The 16,496-nt window shown below is 61.9% G+C and carries 18 protein-coding genes; 9 read left to right on the top strand and 9 right to left on the bottom strand.

Annotation, left to right across the window (positions count from 1 at the left end; all coding sequences use genetic code 11):
• Positions 1-38: 38 nt before the first annotated feature.
• Together FFH90_RS11765 and FFH90_RS11760 are read right to left on the bottom strand one after the other, a co-directional pair.
• Complete coding sequence (locus FFH90_RS11765) at positions 39-269, bottom strand: hypothetical protein (protein WP_138867214.1); 231 nt, start codon at positions 267-269, stop codon at positions 39-41.
• A 50-nt stretch (positions 270-319) separates the two neighbouring features.
• Complete coding sequence (locus FFH90_RS11760) at positions 320-583, bottom strand: DUF2790 domain-containing protein (RefSeq protein ID WP_138867213.1); 264 nt, start codon at positions 581-583, stop codon at positions 320-322.
• Between the two features lie 317 nt (positions 584-900).
• Between FFH90_RS11760 and FFH90_RS11755 the strand changes: the two genes are divergently transcribed.
• Together FFH90_RS11755 and FFH90_RS11750 are read left to right on the top strand one after the other, a co-directional pair.
• Positions 901-1,641, top strand: coding sequence for a response regulator (locus FFH90_RS11755; RefSeq protein ID WP_026286577.1), 741 nt, complete (start codon positions 901-903; stop codon positions 1,639-1,641).
• Positions 1,638-2,948, top strand: a complete 1,311-nt coding sequence (locus FFH90_RS11750; protein ID WP_138867212.1) for an ATP-binding protein — start codon at positions 1,638-1,640, stop codon at positions 2,946-2,948. Before FFH90_RS11755 ends, FFH90_RS11750 begins: the two co-directional genes overlap by 4 nt.
• Positions 2,949-3,019: 71 nt before the next feature.
• On the opposite strand, the gene FFH90_RS11745 is transcribed toward FFH90_RS11750, so the two are convergent.
• Together FFH90_RS11745 and FFH90_RS11740 are read right to left on the bottom strand one after the other, a co-directional pair.
• On the bottom strand, positions 3,020-3,778 hold the full coding sequence (locus FFH90_RS11745; protein ID WP_138867211.1) for a DUF2063 domain-containing protein: 759 nt from the start codon (positions 3,776-3,778) through the stop codon (positions 3,020-3,022).
• Positions 3,771-4,607, bottom strand: coding sequence for a DUF692 domain-containing protein (locus FFH90_RS11740; protein ID WP_138867210.1), 837 nt, complete (start codon positions 4,605-4,607; stop codon positions 3,771-3,773). Before FFH90_RS11740 ends, FFH90_RS11745 begins: the two co-directional genes overlap by 8 nt.
• A 299-nt stretch (positions 4,608-4,906) precedes the next feature.
• Here FFH90_RS11740 and FFH90_RS11735 point away from each other — a divergent pair, with 299 nt between their 5' ends.
• A complete protein-coding gene (locus FFH90_RS11735; protein ID WP_064617006.1) occupies positions 4,907-5,953 on the top strand; it encodes a class I SAM-dependent methyltransferase in 1,047 nt (348 codons plus the stop codon).
• 108 nt (positions 5,954-6,061) lie between these two features.
• Here the strand turns inward: FFH90_RS11735 and FFH90_RS11730 are convergent, their stop codons facing one another.
• The gene (locus FFH90_RS11730) at positions 6,062-6,955 is read right to left on the bottom strand and encodes a LysR family transcriptional regulator (RefSeq protein WP_019649313.1); all 894 of its coding nucleotides are present in this window, start codon (positions 6,953-6,955) and stop codon (positions 6,062-6,064) included.
• Positions 6,956-7,103: 148 nt separating this feature from the next.
• On the opposite strand from FFH90_RS11730, the gene FFH90_RS11725 reads away from it, so the two are divergent.
• Genes FFH90_RS11725 through FFH90_RS11715 form a run of 3 tightly spaced genes read left to right on the top strand, consistent with a single transcriptional unit; the run spans position 7,104 to position 9,694 of the window.
• Positions 7,104-7,802 (top strand): CoA transferase subunit A, encoded by a 699-nt coding sequence (locus FFH90_RS11725; protein ID WP_018928063.1) that lies wholly within the window; start codon positions 7,104-7,106, stop codon positions 7,800-7,802.
• Positions 7,803-7,838: 36 nt separating this feature from the next.
• Entirely contained in the window at positions 7,839-8,504 is a 666-nt protein-coding gene (locus FFH90_RS11720) for a CoA transferase subunit B (RefSeq protein WP_018928064.1), read from the top strand.
• An 11-nt stretch (positions 8,505-8,515) separates the two neighbouring features.
• On the top strand, positions 8,516-9,694 hold the full coding sequence (locus FFH90_RS11715) for an acetyl-CoA C-acetyltransferase (protein WP_018928065.1): 1,179 nt from the start codon (positions 8,516-8,518) through the stop codon (positions 9,692-9,694).
• A 190-nt stretch (positions 9,695-9,884) separates the two neighbouring features.
• On the opposite strand, the gene FFH90_RS11710 is transcribed toward FFH90_RS11715, so the two are convergent.
• Positions 9,885-10,487, bottom strand: a complete 603-nt coding sequence (locus FFH90_RS11710; protein ID WP_018928066.1) for an NADPH-dependent F420 reductase — start codon at positions 10,485-10,487, stop codon at positions 9,885-9,887.
• 110 nt (positions 10,488-10,597) lie between these two features.
• On the opposite strand from FFH90_RS11710, the gene FFH90_RS11705 reads away from it, so the two are divergent.
• Positions 10,598-11,494: a LysR family transcriptional regulator gene (locus FFH90_RS11705; RefSeq protein ID WP_018928067.1), complete on the top strand. Its 897-nt coding sequence runs from the start codon at positions 10,598-10,600 to the stop codon at positions 11,492-11,494.
• 16 nt (positions 11,495-11,510) lie between these two features.
• Here FFH90_RS11705 and FFH90_RS11700 read toward each other — a convergent pair whose 3' ends face one another.
• Positions 11,511-12,830, bottom strand: a complete 1,320-nt coding sequence (locus FFH90_RS11700) for an Nramp family divalent metal transporter (protein WP_086945471.1) — start codon at positions 12,828-12,830, stop codon at positions 11,511-11,513.
• Between the two features lie 148 nt (positions 12,831-12,978).
• Between FFH90_RS11700 and FFH90_RS11695 the strand changes: the two genes are divergently transcribed.
• Entirely contained in the window at positions 12,979-13,761 is a 783-nt protein-coding gene (locus FFH90_RS11695; protein ID WP_111453802.1) for a hypothetical protein, read from the top strand.
• 108 nt (positions 13,762-13,869) lie between these two features.
• Positions 13,870-14,457, top strand: a complete 588-nt coding sequence (locus tag FFH90_RS11690; protein ID WP_019649318.1) for a hypothetical protein — start codon at positions 13,870-13,872, stop codon at positions 14,455-14,457.
• Positions 14,458-14,468: 11 nt separating this feature from the next.
• Here FFH90_RS11690 and FFH90_RS11685 read toward each other — a convergent pair whose 3' ends face one another.
• Positions 14,469-15,185 carry an alpha/beta hydrolase gene (locus tag FFH90_RS11685; protein WP_064617002.1) on the bottom strand — a complete coding sequence of 239 codons (717 nt, stop codon included), beginning with the start codon at positions 15,183-15,185 and terminating at the stop codon, positions 14,469-14,471.
• A gap of 129 nt (positions 15,186-15,314) precedes the next feature.
• A complete protein-coding gene (locus FFH90_RS11680; RefSeq protein ID WP_064617001.1) occupies positions 15,315-16,427 on the bottom strand; it encodes a succinylglutamate desuccinylase/aspartoacylase family protein in 1,113 nt (370 codons plus the stop codon).
• Between the last annotated feature and the right edge of the window lie 69 nt (positions 16,428-16,496).

The raw sequence follows: 16,496 nt of genomic DNA, 5'->3' as shown, positions 1-16,496 counted from the left end.
CACTGGGAATATTGAGTTCATCGGAACAGTGCCTGGCTTCAAGCCATCTGGTTTTCCAACTGCTGGCCCTGTGGCGTCCGGCTGGAGCCGTTCTCTGCAACCAATTGCCCCTGCGGTGTGCGGCTGGAACCATCCTCAGCCACCAGCGGCGTCAGTTGGAAGCAGGTGCTGCTGACACAGCTGCTCTGTTCAACAGCCGCGTTGGCATGAGCGGCGACGCCGGCTATGGAAAAGACGATGGCGGTCAAAAAGCGGGTGGCGTTGTTCATGGAGTTATTCCTGTTTCAAAAAAGGGATTGATAACGGGTGAGCAAAGGACTCAGTTGTCTTCGTTGCAGTTGTCAGCGAATTTGCGGTAATCAAGGGCCTGGGTTTTGCCTTGGGAATCCAGGTAGGTCATCCGCGCATTCACAATCCCGCAGGAAGGCGTGGCGTCCTCTTTCATCGACAGCACTTTCTGGATGTCCAGGTGCGTGCCATAGGTGTAGGTTTGCGGGGTGACATTGGCTTCGGCCCGGGCCGACAAGGTGCAGATGTTCAGGGCGGCAAACAGGCAGGCGGCGCAGACGGCTTTGGTATTCATGGTGGTTTCCTCGGGGCTTCAATGGGTCAATCGTTGCCAAATCGTTGATGGGGCCGAGGCGGTTTGGGTTTGCCTCGATGGAAGCCATTAGAAGCCCGCGAGGTATCCCGTCTGTGTCTGGAACAGGCGCGAGTAAATTGCTATGTATCAACACCGGCCGGCGATACACAGCGATACAAAACCCCTGAAACCGGCTGTTTTTGCGTCCCCGTGTATCCGCCGACAGGCCAGATACACTGCAATACAAACCGCTGCGGGCGAGCGAGCCTTGACTCGGTAGACTGCGCGAAAACTCCTACTCAAGAGGCATGGCGACCATGGAACACGTCGATCACATTCTCATCGTGGACGATGACCGCGAGATCCGGGAACTGGTAGGCAATTACCTGAAGAAGAACGGCCTGCGCACCACCGTGGTGGCGGATGGACGGCAGATGCGCGCGTTTCTGGAGACCACGCCGGTGGACCTGATTGTGCTCGACATCATGATGCCGGGCGACGATGGCCTGCTGCTCTGCCGCGAGCTGCGCGCCGGTAAACACAAGGCCACGCCGGTGCTGATGCTCACCGCGCGCAACGATGAAACCGACCGCATCATCGGCCTGGAAATGGGCGCCGACGACTACCTGGTCAAACCGTTCGCCGCCCGTGAACTGCTCGCCCGGATCAACGCCGTGCTGCGCCGTACGCGGATGCTGCCGCCGAATCTGGTGATCACCGAAAGCGGTCGCCTGCTGGCGTTCGGTCGCTGGCGCCTGGACACCTCGGCCCGGCATCTGCTGGACCAGGACGGCACCATGGTCGCCCTCAGCGGCGCGGAATATCGTTTGCTGCGGGTGTTCCTCGATCATCCTCAGCGGGTGCTCAATCGCGACCAGTTGCTCAACCTGACCCAGGGTCGCGACGCCGATCTGTTTGACCGCTCCATCGATTTATTGGTCAGCCGCTTGCGTCAGCGTCTGCTGGACGACGCCCGGGAACCGGCCTACATCAAGACCGTGCGCAGTGAAGGCTATGTGTTTTCCCTGCCGGTGGAAGTGCTCGGTGCGCCGTCATGAACCTTGCGTTGCACTGGCCCCGCACGCTGGCCTCGCGGCTGTCGCTGATTTTCCTGATCGGCCTGATCCTCGCCCAGGCGTTGTCCTTTGGCGCGCAGTACTACGAGCGTTACGAAAGCGCGAAAAACACCATGCTGGGCAATCTGGAAACCGACGTTTCGACCTCCCTCGCCATCCTCGACCGCTTGCCTGCCAACGAACGAGCGAGCTGGCTGCAGCGCCTGGAACGCACCAACTATGGTTATCTGCTGAATGAAGGTTCGCCCGGCACACCGATGGCGCCCAGCGATGTGCCGATTGCCGTCCCCTCGATTCAGGACGCCATCGGCCATGAATATCCGCTGACTTTTACCGACATCCCCGGCCCGAAGAAACACTTCCAGGCCCATCTGAAACTGAAGGACGGCAGCCCCGTCACCATCGACGTGCGCCCCGCGATGGTGCCTTTGTCCCCGTGGTTACCGGCGGTATTACTGGGACAACTGGCGCTGCTGATCGCCTGCACCTGGCTGGCCGTGAGAATCGCCATCCGCCCGCTCACCCGTCTGGCCCAAGCGGTGGAAACCCTCGACCCCAACACCCACGCCGTGCACCTCGATGAAAAAGGCCCGACCGAAGTCGCCTACGCCGCCAGGGCATTCAATGCCATGCAGGCGCGCATCGCGGCGTATCTCAAGGAGCGCATGCAACTGTTGGCGGCGATTTCCCACGACCTGCAAACCCCGATCACGCGCATGAAACTGCGTGCCGAATTCATGGACGACTCCAGCGAAAAAGACAAACTGTGGAATGACCTCGGCGAGATGGAACACCTGGTGCGCGAAGGCGTGGCCTATGCCCGCAGCATCCATGGCGCCACCGAGGAAAGTCGCCGCACCGATCTGGATTCGTTCCTCGACAGCCTGGTGTTCGACTATCAGGACATGGGCAAAGACGTGCAGCTGGGCGGCAAAAGCGCCGCAGTCATCGACACCCGGCCCCATGCCTTGCGGCGAGTGCTGGTGAACCTGGTGGACAACGCGCTGAAATTCGCTGGCGCGGCTGAGTTGTGGGTGGAAACGAAGGCCGACGGCAGCTTGTCGGTGAAGGTCATGGACCGAGGGCCGGGGATTGCCGAAGAGCAATTGGCCCAGGTGATGCAGCCGTTCTACCGCGTCGAAAACTCACGCAACCGCAGTACCGGCGGGACCGGGTTGGGGTTGGCGATTGCCCAGCAATTGGCGCTGGCGATTGGCGGGTCACTGACCTTGAGCAATCGCGTGGACGGTGGGTTGTGTGCGGAGCTCAGGTTACCGAAGCCCCAATAAGCACCGCCAACCCCAATGGGAGCAGGCTTGCCCGTTCCCACGGGGATTGGTGTTTGGGGGATTGCGTACGGTCAGGCCGCTATGCCGATTACCCCCTCCCCATGCATCTGCCGCAACAACGCCAATCCACTATCGATAAAGGCCTGCGACCCCGCCATCCCTGCCTCCACCGCCAGCCCTTCCAGTTGCGACCGGCCATCGAGCTCAGGAAATTCCCCGATCCGCTGCAACAACCGCCACGCCAGCGGGCTCAGTTCGGAAAACTTCACACTCCAGTCTTCAGCCCGACGCACCAACAGCAACGTCGGCTGAGTCGGTGGCACTTGCGGCCGATAATCCGGCCCCACTTTTTGCACCGGCCAGCCATAGGCCAACGGCCAGGCCAGTGGCGAAACCTGCAACGGTAGATCCAGCAGCAGCCCTGCATCGCTGGCGGGTAGCGGCTCGGCGTCGGATTGTTGCAGGGCCATTTCGACCCATTCGTAATGCGCCAGTTCGACCATGAACGGTGGCCATGGCCCATCGTTCAGCGCCAGCGGAATCGATGCGAGGAACTCGACAAACTCCCGGGCGATCTCGCCGAATTTTGGCGTGTGAGCGCGGTAGTCCCGCAGGAAGATTCGCACCAGAGAACGCCAGTCACTGTCCCCCAGTATTCTCACCAACACCGGAAAGGTGCCGCTGAGCAACGACGACAGGTTCGAGAACACCAGATCGCGATAAACCTGCGCCCGTGCCACGTCCATCCCGGCGGGTGGAGCACAGTGCTCAGGGTCGCGCAGGTAGCGAGTCAAGGTGTCTTGCTGCTGATACAGCGTCGGTTTATCCACGGTCCGCCTCCTCCTGCAGTCGGCGGATGGTCTGCAACTCGCTCACCAGTTCAGAGAACGCCGGGTAATTGAAGTCCCGTTCAAGCAGCGTCGGCTGTACGCCGAACCGCGCATACGCTTCGGCCAGCAAAGCCCAGACCACCGGTTTGACCGAGGCGCCGTGGGTGTCGATTTTCAGGGTGTCGGATTCGTCGAAATGCCCCGCCACATGCATCGCGACCACTCGCCCCGTGTCGATGCCCGCCAGAAACGTCTGCGGATCGAAACCGTGATTGATCGAGTTGACGTAGACATTGTTGACGTCCAGCAGCAGGTCGCAATCGGCTTCGCGCAGCACTGCGTTGGTGAACGTCAATTCGTCCATGTCCTGCTGCGGCGCGGCGTAGTAGGAGACGTTTTCCACCGCCAGGCGCCGACCGAGAATGTCCTGTGCCTGACGAATTCGGGCGGCAACGTGATGCACCGCTTCCTCGGTAAACGGCAACGGCAGCAGATCGTAAAGATGCCCGTCATCGCTGCAGTAGCTCAGGTGTTCGCTGTACAGCGGCACCTTGTAGTGATCGAGGAAAACCCGCACCTCCCGCAGAAGCCCGACGTCCAGCGGCGCCGATCCGCCCAGCGACAAGGACAAGCCGTGACAGGACAATGGATAACGCTCGGCCAGGGCACGAAACGCCGCGCCATGCGCGCCGCCGATGCCGATCCAGTTTTCCGGCGCGACTTCCAGAAAGTCGAAAGCGCCCGCCGAGGCTGCTTGAAGGTCCTTCATCAAACCGCGGCGCAAGCCTAGCCCGACGGTCGCCTGCGCAGATGTAAGGGGAATTTGCATGGTGTCGATCTCATCCTGGGATCCGGTCTCCAGCGCCTGAAAATCAGTGCCGGCCGGCAGGCCCAGTCAAGCGCCTCGGTGTGTCGGGTCTGTGTGCGCAAACACCCCTCTTCTCAGCGCACTGTATCGGACAGGCAGCCAGATACAGAGGGATACACGAACTAGACTTGTTGATTACCCCCCGCGGGGGGAGCCAGGACGCGGTTATCGTCCTGTTCATTCCCACGATCACCGCCCACAGGCGCATGCCTCGACAAACAATGCCTGCGGGCCGTGATCCTGCTGAAGGAGCACACAAGATGGACGAGGCCAGACTCAATGATTTCATGGGCAAACTGGTGAGCGACATGGGGGGCGCGGCGATGCTCGCCAACGTCATCCTCGGCGAAGAACTCGGCCTGTACCGGGCCATGGCCGACAGTCAGCCCGTCACCCCCGAAACACTCGCCGCGAAGACCGGCTGCAACACCCGCCTGCTGCGTGAATGGCTCAGCGCCCACGCGGCCTCCGGTTACATGGAACACCGCGACGGCCAGTTCCGCCTGCCTGAAGAGCAAGCCCTGGCGCTGGCGATCGAAGACTCACCGGTCTATGTGGCCGGCGGTATGGCGGTGGTTGCGTCGTTTTTTCATGACAAGGACAAACTGGTCAACGCCATGCGCGGCAACGGCGCCCTGCCCTGGGGCGATCACCATCCGTGCATGTTCAGCGGCACCGAGCGGTTCTTCCGCCCAGGCTACAAGGCGCATCTGGTCAGCGAGTGGCTGCCGGCCCTCGACGGGGTGGTCGCCAAACTGGAGGCTGGCGCGAAAGTGGCAGACATCGGCTGCGGCCACGGCGCCTCGACCGTGATCATGGCCCAGGCTTTCCCCGAGTCGCGGTTCGTCGGTTTCGATTACCACGCGCCTTCGATCACCGTCGCCACCCAGCGCGCCGAAGAAGGTGGCGTGTCCGGTCGGGCGCGGTTCTTCCAGGGCAACGCCAAGAGCTATCCGGGCGACGACTATGACCTGATTTGCTATTTCGATTGCCTGCACGACATGGGTGACCCGGTCGGTGCCGCAAAGCATGCCTATGAATCGCTCAAACCCGACGGTACGGTGCTGCTGGTGGAGCCCTTCGCCAACGACACGCTTGACGAGAACACCAACCCGGTGGGACGGCTGTTCTATGCCGCTTCGACCTTTATCTGCACACCTAACTCGCTGTCCCAGGAGGTCGGCCTCGGGCTCGGTGCCCAGGCAGGCGAGGCACGGTTGCGCAAGGTCTTCACCGAAGCGGGGTTCACCCAGTTCCGGCGAGCCACGGAAACGCCGTTCAACCTGATTCTGGAGGCGCGTAAATAAGGGCAGGCGCATCACCCAAGCAGGCTAAACCCAATCCCTGTCGGGGCGGGCTTGTGTGGCAAGGGGGCTTGCCCCCTCGCCGCAGTCCATTTCCACAGGTGACCGCGATCAGCTCAGACGCTCACCCAGGTTTTCGGCCTTGAGAATATCGAACAACGCCTGCGCCGCTGCCGACAGTTCTTGCCCCGTCGTCAGCACCCCGATCGCCCGTTCCACCACCGGGTCGCGCAGGGTGATGCAACGCGCGCCCAGCTCGCGCATCTGCCCGGCGCACAACGCTGGCACCGCGCTCACGCCCAGTCCGCTGGCCACCATCCGCCCGACCGTTGCCAACTGATGACTTTCAAACTCCACCGGCAATTTCATGCCCCGCGCCTGCAAGTGCTCTTCGAGCATCACCCGCACCGTGGACGGTCGCTGCAAGGTAATGAACGGTTCCTTGAGCAAGGTCTGCCAATCGATATCGCCCAGGTCCGCCAGCGGTGAATCAAGCGGCACCACCGCCACAAACCGGTCGATGTACAACGGGGTAAATTGCAGCGACGAACTCTGGGTCGGCTCAAACGCCACGCCCAGCTCCACCTGGCGGTCGCGGACCATTTCCAGCACCTGCTCGTTGATCACGTCGTTCACCGTGACGTTGACCTTGGGATAACGCGCGCGAAAGGTCTTGAGGATCGGCGGCAGCAGGTTGCCGGCAAACGATGGCATCGCCGCCAGCGTCACGCGGCCGCGCTGAAGGGTGAAACGTTGGCGCAGTTCATCCTCGGCGTTGTCCCAATCCGCAATCAGCCGACGGGCCAGTGGCAGCAGTGATTCACCCTCGGCGGTCAGAGCGACGTTGCGGGTATTGCGGGTGAACAGGCGCCCGCCCAGGCCCTCCTCCAGCGCCTTGATGGTCAGGCTCAACGCCGACTGGGACAGGTGCAGCCGTTCGCAAGCCACGGCAAAGCTCAAACTCTGGGCCACGGCCAGGAAGGCGCGGATCTGTTTAACGGTCATGGCCACTGTCTCCAACATAGCGCGAACTAATTGGTGAGTTTTATCTATCAATCAACCTTAAAAATCAACTTAACAAATAAATCCTGCGGCGAGACACTCCCTCCCCATCCGGCTAGCCAGCCGCCCACAAAGAATAAAAGAGGTGCATATGGCAGGGTTCGACAAGCGCGTGTATTCCTATGAGGAAGCGATGGCCGGTCTTGAAGACGGCATGACCGTGATCTCCGGCGGCTTCGGCCTGTGCGGGATTCCGGAAAACCTCATCGCCGAGATTCAGCACCGGGGCACCCGTGACCTCACCGTGGTCTCCAACAACTGCGGCGTCGATGGTTTCGGTCTCGGCGTGCTGCTGGTGGACCGGCAGATCCGCAAAGTGGTGGCCTCCTACGTCGGCGAGAACAAACTGTTCGAAGACCAACTGCTTAAAGGCGAAATAGAAGTCGTCCTGACCCCCCAAGGCACCCTCGCCGAGAAAATGCGCGCAGGCGGTGCCGGCATCCCGGCGTTCTTCACCGCCACCGGCGTCGGCACTCCAGTCGCTGAAGGCAAGGAAGTGCGCGAATTCAAGGGCCGCCAGTACCTGATGGAAGAATCCATCACCGGTGACTTCGCCATCGTCAAAGGCTGGAAAGCCGACCACTTCGGTAACGTGGTCTATCGCCACACCGCCCAGAACTTCAACCCGCTGGCCGCCACCGCCGGCAAGATCACCGTGGTCGAAGTCGAAGAAATCGTCGAACCCGGCGAGCTGGACCCGTCGCAGATCCACACCCCTGGCATCTACGTCGACCGGGTCATTTGCGGCACGTTCGAAAAGCGCATCGAACAGCGCACCGTGCGTAAGTGATCCCCTGCCCCCGGACCGAATGAAGGAATAACAACAATGGCACTTTCCCGCGAACAAATGGCTCAGCGCGTCGCCCGCGAAATGCAGGACGGCTACTACGTGAACCTCGGCATCGGCATTCCGACCCTGGTCGCCAACTACATCCCCGAAGGCATGGAAGTCATGCTGCAATCGGAAAACGGCCTGCTCGGCATGGGCGCCTTTCCGACCGACGCCGAAGTCGACGCCGACATGATCAACGCCGGCAAGCAAACCGTGACTGCGCGTATCGGCGCGTCGATTTTCTCCTCCGCCGAATCGTTCGCGATGATCCGTGGTGGCCACATCGACCTGACCGTACTCGGCGCGTTCGAAGTGGACGTCGAAGGCAACATCGCCTCCTGGATGATCCCCGGCAAACTGGTCAAGGGCATGGGCGGCGCGATGGACCTGGTGGCCGGTGCGGACAACATCATCGTCACCATGACCCACGCCTCCAAGGACGGTGAGTCGAAACTGCTGCCCCGCTGCAGCCTGCCGCTGACCGGCGCCGGTTGCATCAAACGCGTACTGACTGACCTGGCCTACTTGGAAATCCACAACGGTGCGTTCATCCTCAAGGAACGCGCACCAGGCGTGAGCGTTGAGGAAATCGTCGCCAAGACCGCCGGCAAACTGATCGTGCCTGACCACGTCCCGGAAATGCAGTTCGCTGCCCAGTGAGGAATCCGTCCATGCAAGACGTTGTGATTGTTGCTGCCACTCGCACTGCCATCGGCAGTTTCCAGGGCGCGTTGGCCAATGTGTCCGCGGTGGACCTCGGTGCTGCGGTGATCCGCCAGTTGCTGGCGCAAACCGATCTGGACCCGGCGCAGGTCGATGAAGTGATCATGGGCCAGGTATTGACCGCCGGCGCCGGGCAAAACCCTGCGCGTCAGGCTGCGATCAAGGCCGGCCTGCCCCACGCCGTACCGGCCATGACCCTGAACAAGGTCTGTGGCTCGGGCCTCAAAGCGCTGCACCTGGCGGCGCAGGCGATTCGCTGCGGCGATGCCGAGGTGATCATCGCCGGTGGCCAGGAAAACATGAGCCTGGCCAATTACGTGCTGCCGGGCGCCCGCACCGGTCTGCGCATGGGCCACAGCCAGATCGTCGACACGATGATCAGCGACGGTTTGTGGGATGCGTTCAACGATTACCACATGGGCATCACCGCCGAGAACCTGGTGGACAAGTACGGCATCAGCCGTGAAGCCCAGGACGCCTTCGCTGCCGCCTCGCAACAAAAAGCCGTGGCCGCCATCGAAGCCGGGCGTTTCGTCGATGAAATCACCCCGATCCTGATCCCCCAGCGCAAGGGCGATCCGCTGGCCTTCGCCACCGATGAACAGCCGCGTGCCGGCACCACCGCCGAGTCCCTGGGCAAGCTGAAACCGGCCTTCAAGAAGGACGGCTCGGTGACCGCCGGCAACGCCTCTTCGCTGAACGACGGCGCCGCCGCGGTGATTCTGATGAGTGCAGAGAAAGCCAAGGCCCTCGGCCTGCCGGTGCTGGCGAAAATCGCCGCGTACGCCAACGCGGGCGTCGACCCGGCGATCATGGGCATCGGCCCGGTCAGCGCCACCCGTCGTTGCCTGGACAAGGCCGGCTGGTCCATCGATCAACTGGAGCTGATCGAGGCCAACGAAGCCTTCGCCGCGCAATCCCTGGCGGTGGCCAAGGACCTGGAATGGGACCTGAGCAAGGTCAACGTCAACGGTGGCGCGATTGCCCTGGGCCATCCGATTGGAGCCTCGGGTTGCCGGGTGCTGGTGACCTTGCTGCACGAGATGATCAAGCGTGACGCCAAAAAAGGCCTGGCCACCCTGTGCATTGGTGGTGGTCAGGGCGTGGCATTGGCGATCGAGCGCTAGCCCGAGACCGCGTTGTCGTTCATCGCGAGCAGGCTCGCACACAGGTGACCGCATTCTCCCGAGAGCACTCGGTTACCTGTGGGAGCGTGGCTTGCCCGCGACGACGGCGGCACAGTCAACATTGATGTCGCCTGACACACCGCTTTCGCGGGCAAGTCCCCTCACCACAACGGCTGGAAACCTCTGGCCCTCAGGCAAATTTCACCAGGTTCAAGACCGGCAACGGACCGCCCGGGAACTGCACCAGCCGCGCCCCGACACTCAGTTCGCCCAGATCGATTCCAAAGAAGCCCAATCGCTCGATCAGCGCTGCCACTTGAGCCTTGGCCTCGGCATCGTCACCAGAAAGAAACAACACTCGCCGCCCACCCTCCGCCGCCGGATCACTCTCAAGCAGATGCGCTTGAAGGTGATTGAAGGCCTTGACCACCCGCGCGCCAGGTACCCATTCGGCAAACACTTCACTGGACGGACGGCCCTGCAAATCCACCGCTTTGAACGATGGCGCCTCGATCGAATTGTTCGCGTCGATGACAATCCGCCCGCCGAAATCCGGCAATCCGGCCAGTGCCGTTGGCAATTTCGACCAGTTCACCGCGACCAGAACGATCGGCTGCGCGGCCGCTTCTTCACGGGTGCCGGCCCGCGCCGTCGGCCCGAGTTCTTCCACCAGTGAGGCCAGGGTTTCCGGGCCGCGGCTGTTGGCGATGACGACTTCAATGCCCTGACGGGACAATGCTTTGGCGAAGGCTGTGCCGATGGCGCCGGCGCCGATGATTCCGATAGTGCTCATGGTGTTCACTCCGTAGTGGGTTGGTGGAGTGAATACTGCGCTTGCCATTACTACTTTATTAGACGGTAATGAGTTGAATGATCTTCAAGTATTAATATCAGGTGTCTGAGATGGAAACACTCGCCAACCTCGAATCTTTCGTGCGCAGCGCTGAAACCGGCAGCTTCTCCGCCGCCGCACGGTTGCTCGCACTGACGCCCGCCGCCGTCAGCCGCAACGTGGCGATGCTTGAACGCAATATCGGTGTGCGGCTGTTCCAGCGCTCGACCCGCAAGCTGTCACTGACCGAAGCCGGCGAACGCTTTCTGGCCAGCATCGGCGGCAATCTGCAGGCGCTGCAGACGGCGATCAGTGCGGTGTCCAGTGATCGCGGGGAGCCGGCGGGGGTGCTCAAGGTCAGCTTGGCGCCGACGTTCGGCATTGACCACGTGTTGCCGCTGTTACCGGAATTTCTGGCGCGCTACCCGCTGATTCGCTTGGAATGGCACTTTGAAAACCGCCAGGTCGATCTGATCGCCGAAGGGTATGACGCCGCCATCGGCGGCGGTTTCGAGCTGACACCCGGGGTCGTCTCGCGGACGTTGGCAGCGGCGGATGTGGTGGCGGTGGCCTCACCGGCGTACATGGCCGGACGCACCCTGCCCAGCAGCCCGGCGGACCTGGCTCAGTACAACGGCATTGTGATGCGCGGCATTCGCACCGGGCGGGTGCGCCAATGGGTGATGCGGGATAGCGTGGGCAATGAAGCCAGCGCCGAGCTGAGTGAAAACATCGTGCTCAATGACCCTGCCGCCATGCGTGAAGCGGCCCTGCTCGGCCTTGGTGTGACGCTGCTGGTGTCGCCCGATGTCATCGCCCATATCCAGCACGGCGAACTGCTGCGCTTGTTGCCGGACTGGCATGCCGACGCGGGATCGATCTCGCTGTATTACCCGAGCCGCACGTTGATGCCGGCCAAGACCCGGGTGTTTATCGATTATCTGGTTGAGGCGTTTGAGCGGGGGTGAAGATCAAAAGAATGACTCAGCCCACAAACTGCAAAATCAACCAGCTGTTGGCCGCACTGATTACCGTAAACAATCCCCACGCCAACACCCGAGTTGGCAGCCGATTCACAAACGGCCCCATGAGCGTCTGATCGTTGGTCATGCGAATCAACGGGTACAACGCGAATGGCAGTTGCAGGCTGAGTACCACCTGACTCAACACCAGCAGTTTGCCGATTGCCCCGTCGCCCATCAGCCACACGCCGATAAACGCCGGGATCAGCGCCAGCCCGCGAGTGATCAAGCGCCGTTGCCAGCAGGGCAAGCGCAGGTTCAGGTAGCCCTCCATTATCACCTGGCCCGCGATGGTGCCGGTGAAGGTCGAGCTCTGCCCCGACGCCAGCAACGCCACACCAAACAACACGCTGGCCAACGCCCCGCCCACCAATGGATCGAGCAAGTGATAGGCATCCTGGATGTCCACCACGTCGGTGTGCCCGGTCTTGTGGAAGGCCGCGGAAGCAAGAATCAGGATCGCCGCGTTGACCAGCAGTGCCAGCGCCAGGGAGCCGATGGTATCGATGCGCGCCAGTTTGACCGCGTCCTGCTTGCTGGCCAGGTCTTTGCCGATCATCCGCGTCTGCACGATCGAGGTATGCAGGAACAAGTTATGCGGCATCACCGTGGCCCCGAGAATGCCGATGGCCAGGTACAACGGCGCCGCATCGCCGATCACCGAAAGTGACGGTGTGAAACCGCGAGCGACGTCCGGCCAATAGGGTTTGATCAGCAGCAGTTCGACGAAGAAACACGCGCCAATAGTGCCCACCAGCACCAGCATGATCGCCTCCAACCGGCGGAAACCCCGGTTTTGCAGGGCCAATACCAGCAACGTGTCGAACGCGGTGAGCGCGATGCCAAACGTCAGCGAACAACCCAGCAGCAAGTGGAACGCCAAGGCGCAGCCGAGCACTTCGGCAAGGTCGGTGGCGATGATCGAAATTTCCGCCAGCAGCCACTGGGTCCGTGCGGTCCGCGTGCTGTAGCGCTCCCGGCATAACTGCGCCAGGTCGCGCCCGGTGGCGATACCCAGACGCGAGCACAAACACTGCACCACCATCCCCGCCATGCTCGCCAGCAACACCACGAACAACAGGCTATAGCCAAACCGCGAACCGGCCTCGATGGCCGTGGCCCAGTTGCCCGGGTCCATGTAGCCGATGGACACCAGCAAACCGGGGCCGGCAAAACGCAGAACGCGCTTGTAGAACGAAGCACCAGGGTCAACGGCAACCGTGCCGGCCACTTCCGGTGGGCAAAACGGCGCGGTGCCGACTTTGGGCAAACTGAATTTCACGCAAGCATCCGTCAACAGGTGGGAGCGCGCAGCTTAGACGTTTCGCGCACCCGGGTGTAGGGCGCTCAACGCTTGCACAGAGACCGCCTTAAGCAATCCATCGCCCGCAATGCTAACGTGACCGGCACACACAAATGGAGATGCGTGCGTGCTGATGCTCAAGCTGCTGGTGATTCCGGGGTTTCTGTTGCTGATTTCCCTGGCCGGTAAACGCTGGGGACCAAGCGTGGCCGGTTGGCTGTCGGGGTTGCCGGTGGTGGTCGGGCCGATTCTGTTGTTCCTCGCCATCGAGCAAGGCCATGTGTTCGCCGCTCAGGCGGCAACGGCGGCGCTGTCAGCCATGTTCGCGATGATTGCCTTCTGCGTGACGTATGCCCAGGTCGCACAACGCTTGAGCTGGCCGTGGGCGCTAACGATGGCGCTGCTGGTCTGGACGTCGGTGGCTGTTGTGCTGTCGCTGATCCCGCCATCGCTGGCGCTCTCGGTGATCGCCGCCGCCACCGCGTTGCTGGCCGCGCCGTACCTGTTTCCCTCGGTGCAACCCGTCGTTTCAGGCCCGGCGCCCAAATCCGACAAACTGCTGCTGCGCATGATGGCTGGCGCCCTGCTCACGTTGGCCGTGACGGTGCTGGCCAGCACCGTCGGCGAGCGCTGGAGCGGATTGCTCGCAGTGTTCCCGGTGCTGGGCAGTGTGATGGCGGTGTTTTCCCAGCAGACTCGCGGGCCAGCGTTTACGGCGGCGTTGCTGCGGGCTACAGCTACCGGGATGTATTCGTTCGCGGCGTTCTGTCTGGTACTGGCGTTGGCGTTGCCGAGGTTCGGCTGGACGGGATTTGCATTGGGGATAGGCGCCTCGCTCGGGATGCTGTTGGTGACTAAACAACGGGCATTGCGCCCGGCGCCTTATCGTTTCAACGAACGGCAACGATGATCACCACACGCCTTGTGTAGCAGCTGTCGAGCTTGCGAGGCTGCTGCTACAAATCGCGATCCGTGGGATGATCGCCGTCATAGCGCGACCATCCCACGGAGAGTTTGAATGTCATTGTTGAGTAAAAAAGCCGTTGTTCTGCTGCTGACAGCGGCTGCCAGCCTGGGGGCCTTGAATGCGCAGGCGGCCAAGGCCACTACCAGCGACAAAGCGCCGACCCAGAAGGTCTCGATGCTCGGCGGCAAGTTCACCTTCACCCTGCCCAAGGGCTTCATCGCCAATCCGCTGCCGGCCGGCGACGCGGCCACCGGCACCGCCGGGGCGACGGGCACGATGTACACCAACCAGACCACTAAAACCGTGGTGATTGCCGCTGAAAACACCATTCCCGGCGGCGCCAACGTCAAGGACAACGACGGTGAGTTCCTCGACGCCACCGTGTCCGCCTTCGCCACCGAGCAACGCAACGCCTTGCCGGACTTCAACAAGCTGAGCGAAAAAAGCCTGACCCAGAAAAGCACGGGGCTGGGCCTGCGACAGATCGACAGCACCGCCACCCAAGGCGGCGGCATGACCCTCGACACCTCGCTGATGGCCGCCTCTGGCACTCGCATGGCCATCATTCAGGTCATCTCCCGTCCCAACGACAAAACCGGCCACGAAACGCTGGTGAACCAGATCATCACCGGCAAATAAACCCGACCGGCTCAGGGATTGAGGCGCTGCAACCAGGCGCTCAAATCCTGCATCTCGGTGGCGCTGATGCTGTGGCCGACACCTTCGTAGGCATGGAACTCGGGCTTGAGTGACAGGCGTTGCAACAGGCTGTCGGCCTCAGTGCCGTCGGTGTAGGGCAGGCGTTTGTCGGCGGTGCCATGACCGATGAAAATCGCCAGCGACTGGCGTTTTTCATCCGGTTTGAGTTCGGACTTGAGCACCGGCAGGATGCGCCCGCTCAACGCCGCAATGCCGCCCACCGCCTCGGGATGACGCAACGCGACTTCATAGGACATGATCGCGCCCTGGCTGAAGCCCACCAGGAAAACCTTGTCCGTTTCGGTGTGATATTTCTTTGCCGCTTGTGCCACGAAATCCAGCAGCACCTGGCCGCTAGCCTTCAGGTCGTCCGTCTCGCCGTTATAGGCGCCCTCGCCCTTTTTGCGAAACCACTGGTAACTGCCCTCTTCCAACGTCATCGGCGCCCGCACCGACAGGTAGGTGTACTGCGGCGGCAATTCATCCTTGATGCCGAACAGGTCCTGCTCGTTGCTGCCGTAACCGTGCAGGAAAATCACCAAGGGCTGGTTACGGGATTCAACGTTGGCCTGTTCCAGGTACTTGAGCGGCAGATCGGTGTGTAGCGGGATTTCAGCGTGGACGGCGGTGGACGCCAGGAGCGTGAGCAGAGCGAGAAACTTCAACATAAACCTTCCTTCACAGCGCGCAGGATTCGGGGCAGAGCCTAACATCTCTTCCCGCCGATGCACCGTTTCCCTCTGATGCACCGCGCCCCCGCAGGAGGCAGCGCCTACATGTTGAATCGCGTCGGGACGTCAGTCGTTGACCAGTTTCCCGACCCGGATCGGCTCACGTCCGGCGACTTTCGCCTGCCAGGTGCCCGGTTGCGTGTAGCGTCCGCGATCGATGGCAAACAGCACGCCGCTGGTTCCGGCGCACACGGTGGTGGCCCGGTCGCTCAATGGATCGACTACTTCAAACAACGCGTCGCCCCGCTCCACCCATTCACCTGAATTGCGCAGGAAACTGACCACCCCGTGATGCGGTGCAAACAGGTACTCGGTGCCTTCGAACGGCAGGCCCTCACAGCATTCGCTTGGCGCTGACGGCCAGGTGCCGGTGATGAAACCCTGTTCGGCGAGGAACCCCAGGATCGCCTCGCAGTTGGCCTGGGCCTGATCGACCCGTGTATCGCCCATGCTGCCCAGCTCCAGCGTGGTCGCCAGGTTGGCCGGCGGGATCGCTGCCTCGGGAAAGGCCCGTGCCAGGCGCAACCACGGCGTAGAGCACGACTCATCGAAAGAGCTGCCGCCGGAATCCTCACACAACAACGCCACCCCGGCCTTCAGGCGAGCCGCCAGGGAGCGCCATTGCGGCCAATGCTGCGGCAAGGCATACAGGTGAATCGCCGCGTCGAAATCGCAATGCAAGTCGAGGGTGATGTCGGCCTCGCAGGCGTGGCGCAGCAGCAAGCGGTGCATGGCTTCCAATTGCGAAAGCGGTGCCGGCAAACCATCGAGCACCTGCCCCATGGTCTGGCGAATCAGTACGATGTTGGCCTGGGCGTCACCACCCAATTGATCGCCGATCAACTCAGCCACCGGTGCGCTGAGTTCAACGAACGAGCGGTTGAAGTTCTTGCCGCTGCCCAATTCGAAGCGACCCATGTGGCTGCCTTGCAGGTGCTGATCGAGGCCGATGGGATTGGCTACCGGCACCAGTTCGATAATGCCCTGAAGTTGCCCCTGGGTTTCGAGCTCGGCCAGACGCTTCTTCAGTTCCCAGGCGGTGCGCATGCCCGGCAGTTCGTCCGCGTGCAGGCTGGCCTGGATGTAAACCTTGCGAGTACCCGCGCCATAACGAAACACGCTGAGCGTGCGTTCAGTCCCCAGATGGCTCCAGGGCAGTGAATGATCGATGCGTTGCATGGGGACTCCTGAATATCTGTGCGATGAGGCCATTCTTGTGGGAGCAAGCCTGCCCGCACCCACAAAGTC

This window comes from Pseudomonas sp. ATCC 43928, assembly GCF_005938665.2.
Taxonomy (GTDB): Bacteria; Pseudomonadota; Gammaproteobacteria; order Pseudomonadales; family Pseudomonadaceae; genus Aquipseudomonas.
The sequence above is the reverse complement of the archived record's forward strand: the minus strand, read 5'-3'. Positions and strand labels throughout refer to the sequence as shown.

What these genes read in the sequence shown, in the direction of transcription:
- FFH90_RS11685 (WP_064617002.1), bottom strand. Translation starts at nt 15,185, where the DNA reads ATGTTGAAGTTTCTCGCTCTGCTCACGCTCCTGGCGTCCACCGCCGTC.
- FFH90_RS11760 (WP_138867213.1), bottom strand. Translation starts at nt 583, where the DNA reads ATGAATACCAAAGCCGTCTGCGCCGCCTGCCTGTTTGCCGCCCTGAAC.
- FFH90_RS11705 (WP_018928067.1), top strand. Translation starts at nt 10,598, where the DNA reads ATGGAAACACTCGCCAACCTCGAATCTTTCGTGCGCAGCGCTGAAACC.
- FFH90_RS11715 (WP_018928065.1), top strand. Translation starts at nt 8,516, where the DNA reads ATGCAAGACGTTGTGATTGTTGCTGCCACTCGCACTGCCATCGGCAGT.
- FFH90_RS11735 (WP_064617006.1), top strand. Translation starts at nt 4,907, where the DNA reads ATGGACGAGGCCAGACTCAATGATTTCATGGGCAAACTGGTGAGCGAC.
- FFH90_RS11680 (WP_064617001.1), bottom strand. Translation starts at nt 16,427, where the DNA reads ATGCAACGCATCGATCATTCACTGCCCTGGAGCCATCTGGGGACTGAA.
- FFH90_RS11710 (WP_018928066.1), bottom strand. Translation starts at nt 10,487, where the DNA reads ATGAGCACTATCGGAATCATCGGCGCCGGCGCCATCGGCACAGCCTTC.
- FFH90_RS11740 (WP_138867210.1), bottom strand. Translation starts at nt 4,607, where the DNA reads ATGCAAATTCCCCTTACATCTGCGCAGGCGACCGTCGGGCTAGGCTTG.
- FFH90_RS11755 (WP_026286577.1), top strand. Translation starts at nt 901, where the DNA reads ATGGAACACGTCGATCACATTCTCATCGTGGACGATGACCGCGAGATC.
- FFH90_RS11765 (WP_138867214.1), bottom strand. Translation starts at nt 269, where the DNA reads ATGAACAACGCCACCCGCTTTTTGACCGCCATCGTCTTTTCCATAGCC.
- FFH90_RS11730 (WP_019649313.1), bottom strand. Translation starts at nt 6,955, where the DNA reads ATGACCGTTAAACAGATCCGCGCCTTCCTGGCCGTGGCCCAGAGTTTG.
- FFH90_RS11725 (WP_018928063.1), top strand. Translation starts at nt 7,104, where the DNA reads ATGGCAGGGTTCGACAAGCGCGTGTATTCCTATGAGGAAGCGATGGCC.
- FFH90_RS11720 (WP_018928064.1), top strand. Translation starts at nt 7,839, where the DNA reads ATGGCACTTTCCCGCGAACAAATGGCTCAGCGCGTCGCCCGCGAAATG.
- FFH90_RS11690 (WP_019649318.1), top strand. Translation starts at nt 13,870, where the DNA reads ATGTCATTGTTGAGTAAAAAAGCCGTTGTTCTGCTGCTGACAGCGGCT.
- FFH90_RS11750 (WP_138867212.1), top strand. Translation starts at nt 1,638, where the DNA reads ATGAACCTTGCGTTGCACTGGCCCCGCACGCTGGCCTCGCGGCTGTCG.